We start from the raw sequence: 15,481 nt of genomic DNA, 5'->3' as shown, positions 1-15,481 counted from the left end.
GGGAGAGACGAGCAGAGCAATGATGGGCGACGTGGACGACAAGAGCCTGACCGAGAACAGCGCAGCCACCAACCGGACGAGCCTGTGGGGTGGTCGTTTCGCGGGTGGCCCCGCCGAGGCGCTGGCCCGACTGTCGGTGAGCGTGCAGTTCGACTGGCGCCTGGCCCCGTACGACATCGCGGGTTCCCGGGCGCACGCCCGGGTCCTGGCCGGCGCCGGCCTGCTCGACCCGGAGGAGCTGGGCCGCATGCTGGCCGCGTTGGACGACCTGGAGGCCGCCTGCGCCTCCGGGGCGTTCCGCCCGACCATCGAGGACGAGGACGTGCACACCGCGCTGGAGCGCGGTCTGCTGGAGCGCCTCGGCAGCCTCGGTGGCAAGCTGCGCGCCGGCCGGTCCCGCAACGACCAGGTCGCCACCGACCTGCGGCTATACCTGCGCGACCACGCCCGGGGCGTGGCCAGCCGGCTCGTCGAGCTGGCCGAGGCGCTGGTGGAGCAGGCCGAGCGGCACATCGACACGGCCGCACCCGGCATGACGCACCTCCAGCACGCCCAGCCGGTCACGTTCGGGCACTGGCTGCTCGCCCACGTGCAGCCGCTGCTGCGGGACCTGGAGCGGCTGCGCGACTGGGACCACCGGGCGGCGGTCAGCCCGCTGGGCGCGGGCGCCCTCGCTGGTTCGGGGCTTCCGCTGGACCCGGTGGCCGTGGCCAAGGAGTTGGGCTTCCGGACGTCGTTCGCCAACTCCATGGACGCGGTCGCCGACCGGGACTTCGTCGCCGAGTTCCTCTTCACCACCGCCCTGATCGGCGTGCACCTGTCCCGGCTCGGCGAGGAGGTCGTGCTCTGGACCTCGCACGAGTTCGGGTGGGTGGAGCTGGACGACTCGTTCGCGACCGGGTCGTCGATCATGCCGCAGAAGAAGAACGCGGACATCGCCGAGCTGGCCCGCGGCAAGTCCGGCCGGTTGGTCGGCGGCCTGGTGACCGTGCTCACCATGCTCAAGGGCCTGCCGATGACCTACGACCGGGACATGCAGGAGGACAAGGAACCGGCGTTCGACGCCGTCGACACCCTGGAGCTGCTGCTCCCGGCCCTGGCCGGGATGATCTCCACGATGACGGTCCGGGTGGACCGTCTCGTCGCCGCCGCCCCGGTCGGCTTCTCCCTGGCCACCGAGGTCGCCGACTGGCTGGTCCGGCGCAACGTGCCGTTCCGCGACGCGCACGAGATCACCGGTCGGCTGGTGGCGCTCTGCGCGGCCCGGGAGTGCGAGCTCAACGACGTCTCCGACGACGACCTGACCGCGATCAGCGAGCACCTCGACCCGTCGGTGCGCGACGTGCTCTCGGTCCGCTCGGCCCTCGCCGCCCGCACCACCCCCGGCTCCACCGGCCCCGGCCCGGTGGCCGACCAGCTCGCCACCGCGGCGGACCGGCTGACCACCTGGCGGGAGTGGGCCGCCGAGCGGGTCGTCCCGCGCTGAGCCGTGCCGTGGCGTCGGCGCTGGCCGCCGGCGCCGCGGCGGTTCAGGTCGTCGGGCGCTCCCGCTTCGGGAGCTTCGCCACCACCATGTCGTACGACGCGTCGACCGCCTCGGTCAACTCCTCGTCGTCGATCCCGCCGTCCAGGCGCAGCGTGTTCCACCCGGACCGGCCGATGTAGGCCATCACCTTGGCGTCGTCGGGGTGCCGGTGCAGCCACTCGTCGGCCATCTCCCGGGTCGGCCCGCACTTGATGCCGACCGTCGGCTTTCCCGCGCCGCTGCCGAGGAACGCGAAGATCCGGCTGCCCACCTTCACCACCTCGTCGCCCTCCCACGGCCGGTCCAGCCACGCTCCCGGCTTGGCCAGGCAGTACGTCAGCATCTCCGCGCGCTCCATGGGTGCCTCCTCGTCGTGCGCACAGTGTGCCCGCCCAATCGCCGTCGCACGCGCGCCGTGCCGATCCCGCCCGGCCCGGCCCGCTCTGGGTCCGCCCCGCCCCGCCCCGCCCCGCCCCGCCCCGCCCCGTCTCGTCCCGTCCCGTCCCGTCCCGTCCCGCAAGATCGTGCTCGATCCAGGATCTAGTGGCCTCCGCCGCGGTCGAGGCCACTACTTCCGTGTTCGAGCGCGATCTTGACGCGGACCAGCGCGATCTTGGCGCGGACCAGCGCGATCTTGACGCGGACCAGCGCGATCTTGGCGCGGTCGAACACGGACGGGCGCGGCCGTCAGGCGCTCTGCTCGGCTGAGCGGGCGGCGACCCGCTCGTAGCGCTGCCGGGCCGCCTGCGCGCTGCCCAGGCCCAGCCCGTACGCGATCGCCTGCCAGGTCAGCCCCCGGTCGCGGGCCAGCGTCAACAGTCCGGCTTCCAGGGCGTCCAGCTCGGCGCGGACGTGCGGCAGCAGCGTCAGCGCGGCGGTGAGGTCGGCGGCGTCGATCGGCTCCTCGGCCGGTGCCCGCTCGGCTCCGCCGGCGGCCAGTGCGGTGACCAGGGCGACCGCCTCCCACGGGTCGAGCACGTACGGGTGGGCCCAGCGCCCGCGCTGGGTGTCGGTCCCGGCGTGCCGCTCGCTGATGCGTTGCAGGGCCTCGTGGGTGCGGTGGGCGCGGGCGCGGGACGGGTCCGGCGCGGTGAACAGCTCGTCCGTCGTCATGCCCCGATCCCAGTCTATCAACGAACGATTGTCAACAAACTATTGAAGCGGGGCGGTGCGGTCTTGCCGCGCCGCCCCGCCGCGGCTCAGAGCGACAGCTCGAAGCGGTGTTCGTCGGTGAGGGAGTTGCACAGTGCGTCGCAGGAGTTGCCGGTCACCACGCCGAACGCCACGCCGGGGGCGAACGGGCGCTCCGTCGCGGTCACGGCGATCCGGACCTTCTGCGTGGTCGCGTCGCAGACCACCTTCCGACTGGTCGTGCCGGTCCGCATCGTGTCCCCGATCGCCTGGGCGACCTTGACGGTCAGGTCGACCGAGGTGCGCTGCGAGCAGGTCAGGGTGATCGGGACGAAGACCGCCGCGCCGCTGGCGTCGATCTTGCCGGTGCCGCTGAGCGCGACCGCGGTCAGCGGGGCGCCGTCGACCGCGGCACCCGCCCGCAGCGGGGCGTTGGCACTGGCCGACGGGGCGAGGGCAAGCGTGGCGCCTGCCGCGGCCAGGACGATGGCGATGAGAGGTCGACGGATTCTGCGTACGTTCATGGTGGTTCCTCTCCGGATGCGCCGTCGCGCCCTGCGACGACACTCGTTACACCCGCCGGTCGTGGGGCGGGTTTCCGCGGGTGGATGACGAACGAATGAACACCGGAGGGCTTCCGGGTGCCCGGCCGGACCCGGCGGCGGGATGGTCAGGCGGAATGCTGGGTACCGTCGGAGCCATGGATCTCGTGTCGGACGACCGCTCCGCCGACGCCGGCCTGGCGACGCTGGCCGACCTGCTCGCCGGCCCGCTGCTGCCGGCCGCGCGTGGGCTGCTGGGCTGCGAGTTGCACGCGGGCGGCGTCACCGTCCGGATCACCGAGGTCGAGGCGTACGCCGGCATGGCCGGGGATCAGGCCTCGCACGCGCACCGGGGTCGCACCCCCCGCAACGCGGTGATGTTCGGGCCGGCCGGGCACGCGTACGTCTACTTCACCTACGGGATGCACTGGTGCATGAACGTGGTGACAGGTGTCGAGGGGGAGGCTTCCGCGGTCCTGCTGCGCGCGGGGCAGGTCGTCGACGGCCTGACCGAGGCTCGGGACCGTCGACCGGCCGTACGCCGGGACGTGGACCTGGCCCGTGGGCCGGCCCGGCTCTGTGCCGCGCTCGGCATCGACCGCGAGGCGTACGGGGCGTACCTGCTTAGCGACGGGCCGGTCCGGTTGCGCCCACCGACGCGGCCGGTGCCGCCGGAGACGGTGGTCGCCGGCCCGCGCGTCGGGGTGACCGGCGCGCACGACCTGCCGTGGCGGTTCTGGCTCGACGGCGATCCGACGGTCAGCGCGTATCGCCGGCACGTGCCCCGCACCCGGCGCTGATCCCGCGCGCGTGTGTCCGGCGAACGTGTCGGAGGGTGTGGCCATAATCACCGAACTGCTCATTGACGGTTCGGAGGACATCATGGCGACGCTGCTCGCGATCGGCACGGCCAAGGGGTTGTTTCTCGCCACCAGCGACGATGACCGGCGCGGTTGGGAGATCACCGGCCCGCACTTTCCGATGACCGGGGTCTACGCGGTCGCGGTCGACACCCGGCGGTCCACCCCGCGGCTGCTCGTCGGGATGACCAGCTCACACTTCGGTCCCAGCGTCGCCACCAGCGACGACCTCGGCGCCTCCTGGGACGAGCCGGACGAGGCGCCGGTCGCGTTCCCGGCCGACACCGGCGTCTCCCTCGGGCGGGTCTGGCAGTTGGTGCCGGCCGGCCCCGACCAGCCGGACGTGGTCTGGGCCGGCACCGAGCCGTCGGCGCTGTTCAGGTCCGCCGACGGTGGCCGCAGCTTCGAGCTGGTCCGTTCCCTCTGGGACCACCCGCACCGCCCGCAGTGGGACGCCGGCTTCGGCGGCCAGGCCGTGCACACCGTGCTGCCGCATCCGCGGGACCCGGCCCGGCTGCTGGTCGCGATGTCCACGGGTGGCGTCTACCGCTCGGAGGACGCCGGGGCGAGTTGGGCGCCGGGCAACACCGGCATCCGCGCCTACTTCATGCCCGACGAGTGGCCGGAGTTCGGCCAGTGCGTGCACAAGGTCGCTCGGGACGGGGCCGATCCCGAGCGGCTGTACGCGCAGAACCACCACGGCGTCTACCGTTCCGACGACGACGGCCGCACCTGGTCCTCGATCGCCGACGGGCTGCCCAGCGACTTCGGCTTCCCGATGGTGGCCCACCCCGGGCGGGGCGGCATGGTGTGGACCTTCCCGTTGGTGGCCGACAGCGAGCGGTTCCCGGCCGACCACCGCTGCCGGGTGTTCCGCTCCGCCGACGCCGGCGGCAAGTGGGAGCCGCTGTCGGTGGGGTTGCCCGAGGGGCCGTTCTACCCGGCGGTGCTGCGCGACGCGATGTGCGCCGACGGCGCCGCTCCCGGTGGGGTCTACTTCGGCACCCGCTCCGGCTCGGTCTACGCCAGCCGCGACGAGGGCGACTCCTGGTCCCTGGTGGCGGCACACCTGCCGGACGTGCTCTGCGTCCGGGCCGCGGGGGTCTGAGCGTGGTCACCGTGCTGCTGCCCGGACCGCTGCGGGGCGAGGCCGGCGGGGCCAGTCGGCTGAGCGTCGGCGCCACCGGGACGCTGCGGGCGGTCCTCGACGAGTTGGCCGTCGCGCATCCGCGGCTGGCCCGGCGGATCCGCGACGAGCGTGGCGAGCTGCGCCGCTACGTCAACGTCTATGTCGACGGTGCGGATTGCCGGCACTCGGGTGGGCTGGCCACGCCCGTCGGCGAGGGCGCCGAGGTGCAGGTGCTCCCGTCGGTGGCCGGCGGCTGAGCTGGTGATAGGCGCCGCCAACGCGGGGTGTGTCCGTTATCGGGCGTGACCGGCGCCACTGCGAGATGGGCCGGCCACGGAATAGTTGCGTCGTCAAATAAGTTGTGAGCTGCGTCCGGGTACCACGACGGCACCCGGTTGACACGCGAGGAGCTGGTCATGCAGTTCGGAGTCTTCACCGTCGGCGACGTCACGGTCGACCCGACCACCGGTCGGGAGCCGACCGAGCATGAGCGGATCAAGGCCATGGTCGCCATCGCGCTCAAGGCCGAAGAGGTCGGTCTGGACGTCTTCGCCGCGGGCGAGCACCACAACCCGCCGTTCGTGCCCTCGTCGCCGACCACCATGCTCGGCCACATCGCGGCGCGCACCGAGCGGCTGCTGCTGTCCACCGCCACCACGCTGATCACCACCAACGACCCGGTGAAGATCGCCGAGGACTACGCGATGCTTCAGCACCTCTCCGACGGCCGGGTGGACCTGATGATGGGCCGCGGCAACACCGGCCCGGTCTACCCGTGGTTCGGCAAGGACATCCGCGCCGGCATCCCCCTCGCCATCGAGAACTACGACCTGCTGCACCGGCTGTGGCGCGAGGACGTGGTCGACTGGAAGGGCAAGTACCGCACCCCGTTGCAGTCGTTCACCTCGACGCCGCGCCCGCTCGACGGCGTGCCCCCGTTCGTCTGGCACGGCTCGATCCGCAGCCCGGAGATCGCCGAGCAGGCCGCGTACTACGGCGACGGCTTCTTCGCCAACCACATCTTCTGGCCCAAGGAGCACACCCAGCGGATGGTCGCGCTCTACCGCCAGCGGTACGCGCACTACGGCCACGGCAGCGCCGACCAGGCGATCGTCGGCCTCGGTGGCCAGGTGTTCATGCGCCGCAACTCGCAGGACGCGGTCCGCGAGTTCCGGCCGTACTTCGACAACGCCCCGGTCTACGGGCACGGGCCGTCGTTGGAGGAGTTCACCCGGGAGACGCCGCTGACCGTGGGCAGCCCGCAGCAGGTCATCGACCGCACGTTGGGCTTCCGGGAGTACGTCGGTGACTACCAGCGGCAGCTGTTCCTGGTGGACCACGCGGGGTTGCCGCTGAAGACCGTGCTGGAGCAGCTCGACCTGCTGGGTGAGGAGGTGGTGCCGGTGCTGCGCAAGGAGTTCGAGGCGCTGCGTCCCGCGCACGTGCCGGCGGCGCCGACGCACGCCTCGCTGGTCGCCGCCGCGGGCGGCGGCAAGGACAGCACCGTGCACGCCGTCGACGACGTCACGGGCAAGGCACCGGAGGGGGCGACCCGATGACCCACCGCACCCTGGCCGTGGTCTCGGCGGGGCTGAGTCAGCCCTCGTCGACCCGGCTGCTCGCCGACCAGCTCGCCGCGGCGACCCGCGACGAGTTGGTCCGGCGCGGCGCCGAGGTGGAGCTGCACGTGGTCGACCTGCGGGAGTACGCCCACGACGTGGTCAACAACATGCTCACCGGGTTCCCGCCGACCGCGCTGCGCGACGTCATCGACACGGTGACCGGGGCGGACGGGCTCATCGCCGTCACCCCAATCTTCAGCGCCTCGTACAACGGGCTGTTCAAGTCGTTCTTCGACGTGTTGGATTCCGAGTCGCTCGTCGACCGGCCGGTGCTGATCGGCGCCACCGGCGGCACCGCCCGGCACTCCCTGGCTCTGGAGCACGCCGTCCGCCCGATGTTCGCCTACCTCCGGTCGGTGGTCGTCCCGACCGCGGTCTTCGCCGCACCGGAGGACTGGTCCGACGGCACCGCGGACGGCGCTCTGCGCGGTCGGATCCGGCGCGCCGCCGGTGAACTGGCCGACCAGATCGAGCGCCGGCCGCCGACCAGCGGCCCCGCCGACCCGTTCGCCCTCACCACCGACTTCCTGCAGATGCTCGGCCGATCCGACGACGCGCCGGTCAGCTGACCGGGTGGGCGACCAGCACCGGGCAGTGCGCGTGCTGGATCACCGCCTGACTGACCGACCCGAGCAACAGGCCCGCGAATCCGGCCCGGCCCCGGGTGCCCACGACCAGCAGCGACGCCGTGCCGCTGGCCTCGATGAGCCCCTGGACCGGGCCGGCCGCCCGGACCGGATGCTCCCGCACCACCAGGTCGGGGTGCGCGGCGCGTACCGCGGCGGACGCGTCGGCCAGTAGCCGCACCGCCTCGGCCTGGTACACGGCCTGCGACTCCTCGATCTCCTCCGGCACCGCCCGGTCCCCGGCCGCCGGGCCGACGTGCACCAGCACCAGCGGCACCTCCCGCCGCGCTGCCTCGTCGGCGCCGTAGCCCGTCGCCAGCCGGGACGACTCGGAGCCGTCGACCCCGACCAGCACCGGCCCGTCCACCGGGATCGGCTGCTCGTCCGGGCGGACCACCAGCACCGGGCAGTGCGCGTGCGCGGCCACCTGCGTGCCGACCGAGCCGAGCAGCAGCCCGGCGAACCCGCCGAGCCCTCGACTGCCCACCACGACCAACTCGGCCTGGCGGGACTCCTCGATCAGCGTGATGCCGGGGCCGCCGGCTACCTGACGCACCTCGACGACCAGGCCGGGCCAGCGGTCGGTCAGGTCGGCCGCCGTGGTCTCCAACATCCGCTGCGCCTCCTCGGACGGCACCGGCATCCCGATGTCGTACGGGTTGAGCGGGATGCCGTAGCCGAATGGGTGCAGGTATCCGTGCAGCAGGAGCAGCGGCCGGGACCGGAGCAGTGCGGCGCGGGCCGCGTGCTCCGCGGCGACCAGGCTGGACGACGATCCGTCCACGCCCACCACGACGGGTCGGTTCATCGGCGCTCCCTGGGTCGGTCGGTTGCCCCCTTCATCTTCCTGCCTCGGTGGCGGCGCGCTCGCCACGGATCGCCGACGCCGGAGACAGAGTTTGCTCGGAAGTACGTTAGTACGTACTATCTCCACATGAGCACAGTGGAAGAGCGGCTGGCCGCCCTGGAAGCGCAGATCACCGCCCTGAGTGAACGACTGACGCCGGCATCGACGGCACCGGCCGCGTCCGAAGGCGCCTTCTGGGCCCTCGACGGCCTCAAGCAGCGCCTGCCGCCCGACGGCACCGGCGCGGTCCTCTACACCGGCACCGTCCGCGTCGCCGGCCAGCACTACGACTGGCAGTACGGCCGCACCGTCGACGACGTGCTCGCCGCCGACTGGACCGAGCTGTCCGCCACGCTCTCCGCGCTGGCCCACCCGGTGCGGCTGCGGCTGCTGCGCGAGATCCTCGACGGTCGCCAGAGCACCAGCGAGCTGGCCGAGATCGAGGAACTGGGCACGACCGGCCAGCTCCACCACCACCTGCGCCAGATCACCGCCGCCGGTTGGCTGCGCAGCGTCGGCCGAGGGCGGTGGTCCGTCCCCGCCGAACGCGTGGTGCCGCTGCTCACCATCCTCACCGCCGCCGGTCGCTGAACCGCCCCCACCGCACCGACCGCCCGAACAGCAGGGAGAAGCACCATGCGCAGGACGACCGCGATCACCCTCGCCGCGGCACTGGTCGCCGGCGTCGCCGGGATCGCGCTGATGCCCCGGGTGGCCCGCCTCAGCGCACAGGCCACCGGGGACGCCGATCTGGCCGCCGCCGCACGGTCCGCCGTGCGCGACCCGTCGGGGCACCGCGGGCTCGCCGTCGCCCTGGTCGAGAACGGTCGCATCCGTACCGCCGGCCTGGGCGACCGGGACCCGACCGGCCGGCCGGTCGAGCCCGGCACCTCGTTCGAGATCGGCTCGGTCACCAAGGTGCTCACCGGCATGCTCCTGGCCGACCAGGTCGCCGCCGGGGTCGTCCGCCCCGACGACCCCCTCGGCGCCACCTGGCCCACCGTCGCCGGCCCCGCCCGCGAGGTGACGCTCGCCGAGTTGGCCAGCCACCGCGCCGGCCTGCCCCGCCTCGCCCCCGGCGGCATCCTGGGCTGGGCTCGCATCCTCTGGTCCAACGTGTCCGGTGGCAACCCGTACGCCGGGCAGGACGTCGACGCCATCCGGAGCGCCGCCGACCGGGTCACCCCCGACGACGACGAGCGCGGCGACGTCCACTACTCCAACGTCGGGCCGTCCGTGCTCGGTCACGCGCTCGCCGCGAAGGCCGGCGTCGCGTACGCCGATCTGCTGCGGTCCCGGCTGCTCCGACCGCTCGGCATGAACGCCACGGTGATCGCCACCCACGCCGACGACCTGCCGGCCGGCCGCGCCCACGGCGGCCGGGCCGCCGGCCGGGCACTCGACCCCTGGTCCGGAGTGGGCTACGCCCCGGCCGGCGTCGGCCCCTGGTCCACCGCCGAAGATCTGGGCCGGCTGGCCGCCGCGACCCTCGCCGGCACCGCGCCCGGCACCGACGCCACCACCGCCCGCTTCCGCGAGGACGAGAACACCCACGTCGGGTACGGCTGGTTCACCACCCGGCACGGCGACCACGAGGTGGTTTGGCACAACGGCGCGACCGGCGGGTTCCGGTCCTACATTGGCCTCGAACGGGCCACCGGCCGGGCGGTGGTGGTCCTCGGCAACACCGACAAGGGCGTCGAGCCGATCGGGCTGCGACTGCTCGGCGTACCGGAGAAGGAGGCTGGAGGGGCGGCACCGGCGGCTCCGGTCTGGATCGGCGCCGGTCTCGCGGTGGCGCTCAGCTTCCTCGGCGGCCTGTCCCTGCTCGGCACCGCCCGCCGCCGCGAACTGGACCGGGTGACCCTGGTGGCGGCGGTGGTGTGGGCGTTCGCCTATCTCGGGCTGGCGCACCGGATGGGCGACTGGTCGGTGGTGCCGGTCTGGCTCTGGCCGCTCGGCGCCGGCTTGTCCGCGGCGGGGGCCGCACTGGCCGTGACCCGGTGGTCCGCCCTGCCGGTGGTCAACGCGCGGGTGCCGTGGCGCCGCCTGCTGTCGGTGGGCAGCTCCCTGCTCGCCGCCGTGCTGGCGGTCGCCGCCGTGAGCGACTGAGCGCGCGGCGCGGGCTCGCCGTTGCGTACCCTCGTCCGATGACCCCTGATCTGCGGTTGCGCCCGGTCCAGGAGGACGACCTCGTCGAGTTCTTCCTGTTCCAGCAGGACCCGGAGGCCAACCGGATGGCGGCCTTCGTCGCCAAGGACCCGTCCGACCGTCGGGAGTTCGCCCAGCACTGGGCCCGGGTGCTCACCAACCCGGCGAACCGGGTCCGCACCGTCGAGGTCGACGGCGAGGTGGTCGGCTACGTGAGCGCCTTCCCCGCCGAGGGCAGGACCGAGGTCAGCTACTGGATCGACCCGGCCCGCTGGGGCCGGGGGCACGCCACCGCGGCCCTGACCGCGCTGCTGCGCGAGGTGCCCCGACCGGTGCACGCCCGCGCCGTCAAGGACAACGCCGCGTCCCTCGCGGTCCTGCGCAAGTGCGGCTTCGTGGTGGTCGGCGAGGACTCGGGGTACGCCAACGGTCGCGGCGAAGACGTCGAGGAGTGGCTGTTGGAGCTGCCCGCCGACGCCCCTGACCTGGGCGGGCACTAGTCTCGCGGGGTGAACTGGTTGGATCTGGTCGGCTGGGCCGGCTCCGCGGTGCTGGTCTGGTCGCTGCTGCAGTCGCGCATCCTGCGGTTGCGGGCGCTCAACCTCGTCGGCTGCTTCGTGCTGATCGGCTACAACGCCGCGATCGAGGTCTGGCCCGGCGTCGGGCTCAACGTCGTGCTCGCGGCGATCAACATCTGGTACCTGCGCGGGATGCTCGCCACCCGGCACGACGAGAAGACCTACCAGGTGGTCGAGGTCGGTGTCGGCGACCAGTTCCTCGCGCACACGCTGCGGGTGCACGCCGGCGACATCGCCCGGTTCAACCCCGACTTCCACTGGGACCCGGACGCGTCGGGACGATCCGCCTTCCTGGTGGTCACCGCCGACGAGGTGGTGGGCGTGGTGCTGTCGCACGCCGAGGCGCACGGCGTCGCCCAGATCGACCTGGACTACGTGACCCCCAGGTTCCGTGACTTCACCCCGGGCGAGTTCGTCTACCGACGCAGCCACCTGTTCACCGAACGAGGCTTCCGTCGGGTGGTCAGCCCGCCCCGGATGGTCGCCCCGTACTACCACCGGCTCGGCTTCCGCCCGGACGGCGACTCGTACGTCCTCGACCTGCCGGCGACCCCGGCCGCCGATCCGGCGTAGCGTCACCCGCGACCGATCCGGCGCAGCGTCACCGACGCCCGATCCGGCGTAGCGTCACCGACGCCCGATCCGGCGTAGCCTCACCGGGGCAGGATTCGGCGGGCACCGGACGGGGCAAACACACGCCTACGCCGGGCGGGCTCGCCGACCGGCGGGCACCGCGCGTACCGGCCGGTGCCACCACCACGAGGGAGCGAACCGGGCGTGCAGAGCTACGGGAGCCAACTGGCCCTGGTCGGAATCCTGGTCGTGATCAACGCGCTCTTCGCCGGCAGCGAGATGGCGCTGGTGTCGCTGCGGGACAGTCAGATCCAGCGGTTGGAGCGCACCAGTCGCGCCGGGCGGGTGCTGGCCCGCCTCGCCAAGGACCCGAACCGCTTCCTGGCCACCATCCAGATCGGCATCACCCTCGCCGGCTTCCTGGCCTCCGCCGCCGCGGCGGTCTCGCTGGCCAAGCCGCTCGTCCCGCTGCTCGGAATGTTCGGCAGCGCCGCCGAGACGGTGGCCATCGTGGTGGTCACCCTCGCGCTGACCTTCGTCACCCTGGTCTTCGGCGAGCTGGCCCCCAAGCGGATCGCCATGCAGTCCGCCGAGCGCTGGGCACTACTGGTGGCCCGCCCGCTCGATCTGCTCGCCAGCTTCACCCGGCCGGCCGTCTGGGCGCTCGGCGCCACCAGCGACGTGGTCGTCCGCCTGGTCGGGCTCAACCCGAAACACCAGCCGGAGGAGATCGGCCCGGACGAGCTGCGCGACATCGTCGCCGGCAACCACGGCTTCACCAAGGAACAACGCACCATCATCGCCGGCGCCGTGGAGATCGCCGACCGACGGTTGCGGGCTGTCCTCGTACCCCGGTTGCAGGTCTTCACGCTCGACAGCGGGACCACCGCGGAGGCCGCGCGGCTCGTGCTGGCCGCCACCGGGCACTCCCGCGCGCCGGTCGTGCGCCACGGCGGCCTGGACGACACGGCCGGCGTGATCCACCTGCGCGATCTGGTGGGCGTGCCCGACGACCGCCCGGTCGACGAGATCGCCCGCCCCCCGATGCTGTTGCCCGACTCGCTGCCGGTGGTGGACGCGTTGCGCCAGTTCAAGGCCGAGCGCCAGCACATCGCGCTCGTCGTGGACGAGCGCGGCGCGGTCGACGGCATCGTCACGCTGGAGGACATCCTGGAGGAGATCGTCGGCGAGATCTACGACGAGACCGACCGGGACGTGCGCTCGGTGCGGCGCGACCCGGACGGCGCGCTGCTGCTGCCCGGCACCTTCCCGGTGCACGACCTCCCGGACATCGGCGTCGAGCTGCCGTCGCGTCCGGACGGCGACTACACCACGGTCGCCGGGCTGGTGCTGGCCCGCCTCGGGCACATCCCCACCGTCGCCGGCGAGGACGTCACCCTGGACGGCTGGGTGCTGGTGGTGGCCGGCATCGACCACCGGGCGATCACCGAGGTACGGGTCAGCCGGGTACCCGATGACACCGACCCCGACGCCGACCAGGCGGCGGAGCCGGTGCTGGACGAGGCCCGCAGCTGAACCGTCCGGGTGCCGCCGCTCAGTCGCGCGAGAGGTTCTGGAGTCGCACCTGACCGCGGGCGACCAGCCGCTCGTCGGCGTCGGTGATCTCCACCTGCCAGAGCTGCTGGCTGCGGCCCCGGTGCACGGGGGTGCCGACCGCGGTCAGCTTCCCGTCCCGGACGGCCCGCAGGAAGTCGGTCTGGTTCGACACGCCGACCACCGTGCCCCGGTCGGCCAGCCAGAGGGAGCCACCCACACTGGCCGCGGTCTCCACCACCGAGCAGTACACCCCGCCGTGCTGGATGCCGAACGGCTGGTGCAGCTCCGGTCGGACCTGCCAGCTGATGACCACCCGGTCGGCGGACGCCTCCTCGAACGTCAGGCCGAGCAGGGCGACGAAACCACCCGTCAGATCCGGCATCTCCACGGCAAATCCCTCCTCGATCAACGGGGCGCAAGCCTAACCGGGGCGGGTTGCGGCAAACCCGGTACGGGTCGGTGCCGGCGATGGGGGAGAATCGGTGACCGTGACCGACAGCAGCCCCCCGCCCTCCGGGCGGGACTCCCTGACCGACGACCTGCTCTGGCGTGGCCTCATCCAGGACTCGACAGGCCTCGACGAGCTGCGCGAGCTGCTCGACGGGGGGACGGCCGCCACCTATTACGTGGGCTTCGACCCCACCGCGCCGAGCCTGCACGTCGGCAACCTCATGCAGGTCCTCATGGCCCGCCGGCTGCAACTCGCCGGCCACCGCCCGTTGCTGCTGGTCGGCGGGGCCACCGGGCAGATCGGTGACCCGAAGGAGAGCGCCGAGCGGACGCTCAACCCGCCCGAGGTGATCGCCGGCTGGGTCGAGCGCATCCGCGAACAGCTCGCGCCCTTCGTGTCGTACACCGGGGACAACGCGGCGCAGTTGGTCAACAACCTGGACTGGACCGGCGAGATGTCGATCGTCGAGTTCCTGCGCGACGTGGGCAAGCATTTCCCGGTCAACAAGATGCTCGCGCGGGAGGTGGTGCGGGCCCGACTCGAGACGGGCATCAGCTTCACCGAGTTCAGCTACCAGCTGCTGCAGGGCAACGACTTCTTCGAGCTGCACCGCCGGCACGGCTGTCAGCTCCAGTTCGGTGGCTCCGACCAGTGGGGCAACATCACCGCCGGCGTCGACTACGTCCGCCGGCGGGGCGCCGGGCCGGTGCAGGCGTTCACCACGCCGCTGGTCACCAAGTCCGACGGTACGAAGTTCGGCAAGAGCGAGGGGGGCGCCGTCTGGCTCGACCCCACGATGACCAGCCCGTACGCGTTCTACCAGTTCTGGCTCAACGTCGAGGACCGAGAGGTCGACCGCTACCTGCGCTACTTCAGCTTCCGGACACGTGACGAGTTGGAGGAGCTGGCGAAGGCGACGGCCGAGCGGCCGGCGGCGCGCCTGGCGCAGCGCGCGCTCGCCGAGGAGCTGACCACCCTGGTGCACGGCGCCGAGGAGACCCGACAGGCGGTCGCCGCCAGTCAGGCACTCTTCGGCCGCGGGTCGCTCGACGACCTGGCCCCGGAGACGCTGCGTGCGGCGTTGACCGAGGCCGGCCTGGTGCGTCTCTCCGGCGAGTTGCCGGATGTCGCCGGGCTGTTGCGGGACTCCGGGCTCGTCAGTGGGCTCAAGGAGGCCCGCCGGGTGATCGCCGAGGGTGGCGCCTACGTCAACAACAATCGGGTGACCGAGGTGGACGCCGGGGTGTCGGCGACCGATCTGCTGCACGGGCGATACCTGGTGCTGCGTCGCGGCAAGCGCTCGTTCGCGGGCGTTGAGCTGGGCGAATAGTCGACTGTCGACGATGTGACCGGGGACGCGTCCGGCGGATTTGACGATCATCCCGCCGGACGCGTAACTTTCTCTCTGCCAGCGCGGAACGGACGAAACAGGCGAAAGCCTGAGACGGCCGGAGCGCAGGACAAACGGCCTCGGGCCGGCGGGCTTGCCCACCGGATCCCGGACCGGGAGGTGCCGCCAGAAACGCCGCGAGGCGGATTTGGTGCGGCGAAACCGACCGGGTATGGTTACCAACCGGCAGGGCACCGGGCGAGCTTGCGGGAGACCGCAGCGGCCGGCCTGCCGAATCCGTGACGAGAGCGGCGCAAGCCGGTCGAGCCATGGTGCCCGCATTACCGAATGAAGCACGACGAACCGCGAAACACCGGTTTGACACGGCGGAAACGAGCGGGTAACGTAGTAAAAGTGCCTGGCGCTGGAAAGCGCTAAGGGACACGGTACGAAAAGCCCCGGTTGGGGTTCCACTGAGGTGGGGCTTCTGGTCGGTGTGTGGTTGTTCTTTGAGAACTCAACAGGGTGCTTGTAAAGCCAGTGCCAATTATGATTTATA

At 72.5% G+C, this 15,481-nt stretch carries 18 protein-coding genes; 12 read left to right on the top strand and 6 right to left on the bottom strand.

Annotated features, from left to right (window positions below; genetic code table 11):
* Nucleotides 1–22: 22 nt before the first annotated feature.
* Nucleotides 23–1,486, top strand: a complete 1,464-nt coding sequence (argH, locus tag AB0C01_RS00090; protein ID WP_357254943.1) for an argininosuccinate lyase — start codon at nt 23–25, stop codon at nt 1,484–1,486.
* 43 nt (nt 1,487–1,529) lie between these two features.
* Here the strand turns inward: argH and AB0C01_RS00085 are convergent, their stop codons facing one another.
* From AB0C01_RS00085 to AB0C01_RS00070, 4 genes are all read right to left on the bottom strand, one after another.
* Complete coding sequence (locus AB0C01_RS00085) at nt 1,530–1,883, bottom strand: MmcQ/YjbR family DNA-binding protein (protein ID WP_357569818.1); 354 nt, start codon at nt 1,881–1,883, stop codon at nt 1,530–1,532.
* Nucleotides 1,884–2,065: 182 nt separating this feature from the next.
* Nucleotides 2,066–2,197 (bottom strand): hypothetical protein, encoded by a 132-nt coding sequence (locus AB0C01_RS00080; RefSeq protein ID WP_357569817.1) that lies wholly within the window; start codon nt 2,195–2,197, stop codon nt 2,066–2,068.
* A gap of 15 nt (nt 2,198–2,212) precedes the next feature.
* Nucleotides 2,213–2,638 (bottom strand): DNA-binding protein, encoded by a 426-nt coding sequence (locus tag AB0C01_RS00075; RefSeq protein ID WP_357254909.1) that lies wholly within the window; start codon nt 2,636–2,638, stop codon nt 2,213–2,215.
* Between the two features lie 86 nt (nt 2,639–2,724).
* A complete protein-coding gene (locus tag AB0C01_RS00070; protein ID WP_357254910.1) occupies nt 2,725–3,180 on the bottom strand; it encodes a hypothetical protein in 456 nt (151 codons plus the stop codon).
* Nucleotides 3,181–3,356: 176 nt separating this feature from the next.
* Here AB0C01_RS00070 and AB0C01_RS00065 point away from each other — a divergent pair, with 176 nt between their 5' ends.
* The 5 genes from AB0C01_RS00065 (at nt 3,357) to AB0C01_RS00045 (ending at nt 7,378) form a co-directional block, all read left to right on the top strand.
* On the top strand, nt 3,357–3,998 hold the full coding sequence (locus AB0C01_RS00065; RefSeq protein WP_357254912.1) for a DNA-3-methyladenine glycosylase: 642 nt from the start codon (nt 3,357–3,359) through the stop codon (nt 3,996–3,998).
* A 37-nt stretch (nt 3,999–4,035) separates the two neighbouring features.
* Entirely contained in the window at nt 4,036–5,166 is a 1,131-nt protein-coding gene (locus AB0C01_RS00060; protein WP_357254914.1) for an exo-alpha-sialidase, read from the top strand.
* Nucleotides 5,167–5,168: 2 nt separating this feature from the next.
* Complete coding sequence (locus AB0C01_RS00055) at nt 5,169–5,444, top strand: ubiquitin-like small modifier protein 1 (RefSeq protein WP_357254916.1); 276 nt, start codon at nt 5,169–5,171, stop codon at nt 5,442–5,444.
* A 159-nt stretch (nt 5,445–5,603) separates the two neighbouring features.
* The gene (locus AB0C01_RS00050; protein WP_357254918.1) at nt 5,604–6,746 is read left to right on the top strand and encodes an LLM class flavin-dependent oxidoreductase; all 1,143 of its coding nucleotides are present in this window, start codon (nt 5,604–5,606) and stop codon (nt 6,744–6,746) included.
* Nucleotides 6,743–7,378: an FMN reductase gene (locus AB0C01_RS00045; protein WP_357254920.1), complete on the top strand. Its 636-nt coding sequence runs from the start codon at nt 6,743–6,745 to the stop codon at nt 7,376–7,378. The genes AB0C01_RS00050 and AB0C01_RS00045 overlap by 4 nt, the downstream gene beginning before the upstream one ends.
* Here the strand turns inward: AB0C01_RS00045 and AB0C01_RS00040 are convergent.
* A complete protein-coding gene (locus AB0C01_RS00040; RefSeq protein WP_357569816.1) occupies nt 7,371–8,243 on the bottom strand; it encodes a universal stress protein in 873 nt (290 codons plus the stop codon). The two genes, AB0C01_RS00045 and AB0C01_RS00040, sit on opposite strands and share 8 nt — an antisense overlap.
* Nucleotides 8,244–8,369: 126 nt before the next feature.
* On the opposite strand from AB0C01_RS00040, the gene AB0C01_RS00035 reads away from it, so the two are divergent.
* The 5 genes from AB0C01_RS00035 to AB0C01_RS00015 all read left to right on the top strand — a co-directional run bounded on the left by AB0C01_RS00035 (nt 8,370) and on the right by AB0C01_RS00015 (nt 13,120).
* The gene (locus tag AB0C01_RS00035) at nt 8,370–8,873 is read left to right on the top strand and encodes a winged helix-turn-helix domain-containing protein (protein WP_357569815.1); all 504 of its coding nucleotides are present in this window, start codon (nt 8,370–8,372) and stop codon (nt 8,871–8,873) included.
* Nucleotides 8,874–8,918: 45 nt separating this feature from the next.
* Nucleotides 8,919–10,394: a serine hydrolase domain-containing protein gene (locus AB0C01_RS00030; protein ID WP_357569814.1), complete on the top strand. Its 1,476-nt coding sequence runs from the start codon at nt 8,919–8,921 to the stop codon at nt 10,392–10,394.
* Between the two features lie 38 nt (nt 10,395–10,432).
* A complete protein-coding gene (locus AB0C01_RS00025) occupies nt 10,433–10,933 on the top strand; it encodes a GNAT family N-acetyltransferase (RefSeq protein ID WP_357254927.1) in 501 nt (166 codons plus the stop codon).
* A 9-nt stretch (nt 10,934–10,942) separates the two neighbouring features.
* Nucleotides 10,943–11,584: a hypothetical protein gene (locus AB0C01_RS00020; RefSeq protein ID WP_357254928.1), complete on the top strand. Its 642-nt coding sequence runs from the start codon at nt 10,943–10,945 to the stop codon at nt 11,582–11,584.
* A 204-nt stretch (nt 11,585–11,788) separates the two neighbouring features.
* A complete protein-coding gene (locus tag AB0C01_RS00015; protein WP_357569813.1) occupies nt 11,789–13,120 on the top strand; it encodes a hemolysin family protein in 1,332 nt (443 codons plus the stop codon).
* Nucleotides 13,121–13,139: 19 nt separating this feature from the next.
* On the opposite strand, the gene AB0C01_RS00010 is transcribed toward AB0C01_RS00015, so the two are convergent.
* Nucleotides 13,140–13,523, bottom strand: coding sequence for a PaaI family thioesterase (locus tag AB0C01_RS00010; RefSeq protein WP_357254945.1), 384 nt, complete (start codon nt 13,521–13,523; stop codon nt 13,140–13,142).
* 106 nt (nt 13,524–13,629) lie between these two features.
* Between AB0C01_RS00010 and tyrS the strand changes: the two genes are divergently transcribed.
* Entirely contained in the window at nt 13,630–14,922 is a 1,293-nt protein-coding gene (gene tyrS, locus AB0C01_RS00005; RefSeq protein ID WP_357570238.1) for a tyrosine--tRNA ligase, read from the top strand.
* The last annotated feature ends 559 nt before the right edge of the window (nt 14,923–15,481 follow it).

This window comes from Micromonospora sp. NPDC048905 (assembly GCF_040649655.1).
Taxonomy (GTDB): Bacteria; Actinomycetota; Actinomycetes; order Mycobacteriales; family Micromonosporaceae; genus Micromonospora.
This window is presented reverse-complemented; position numbering and strand designations above follow the sequence as displayed.

Excerpts from the sequence above, each read along its gene's own strand:
- AB0C01_RS00045 (WP_357254920.1), top strand. The coding sequence starts at position 6,743 with ATGACCCACCGCACCCTGGCCGTGGTCTCGGCGGGGCTGAGTCAGCCC.
- AB0C01_RS00085 (WP_357569818.1), bottom strand. The coding sequence starts at position 1,883 with ATGGAGCGCGCGGAGATGCTGACGTACTGCCTGGCCAAGCCGGGAGCG.
- AB0C01_RS00025 (WP_357254927.1), top strand. The coding sequence starts at position 10,433 with ATGACCCCTGATCTGCGGTTGCGCCCGGTCCAGGAGGACGACCTCGTC.
- AB0C01_RS00030 (WP_357569814.1), top strand. The coding sequence starts at position 8,919 with ATGCGCAGGACGACCGCGATCACCCTCGCCGCGGCACTGGTCGCCGGC.
- AB0C01_RS00040 (WP_357569816.1), bottom strand. The coding sequence starts at position 8,243 with ATGAACCGACCCGTCGTGGTGGGCGTGGACGGATCGTCGTCCAGCCTG.
- AB0C01_RS00075 (WP_357254909.1), bottom strand. The coding sequence starts at position 2,638 with ATGACGACGGACGAGCTGTTCACCGCGCCGGACCCGTCCCGCGCCCGC.
- AB0C01_RS00065 (WP_357254912.1), top strand. The coding sequence starts at position 3,357 with ATGGATCTCGTGTCGGACGACCGCTCCGCCGACGCCGGCCTGGCGACG.
- AB0C01_RS00035 (WP_357569815.1), top strand. The coding sequence starts at position 8,370 with ATGAGCACAGTGGAAGAGCGGCTGGCCGCCCTGGAAGCGCAGATCACC.
- AB0C01_RS00010 (WP_357254945.1), bottom strand. The coding sequence starts at position 13,523 with ATGCCGGATCTGACGGGTGGTTTCGTCGCCCTGCTCGGCCTGACGTTC.
- argH (WP_357254943.1), top strand. The coding sequence starts at position 23 with ATGGGCGACGTGGACGACAAGAGCCTGACCGAGAACAGCGCAGCCACC.
- AB0C01_RS00070 (WP_357254910.1), bottom strand. The coding sequence starts at position 3,180 with ATGAACGTACGCAGAATCCGTCGACCTCTCATCGCCATCGTCCTGGCC.
- AB0C01_RS00050 (WP_357254918.1), top strand. The coding sequence starts at position 5,604 with ATGCAGTTCGGAGTCTTCACCGTCGGCGACGTCACGGTCGACCCGACC.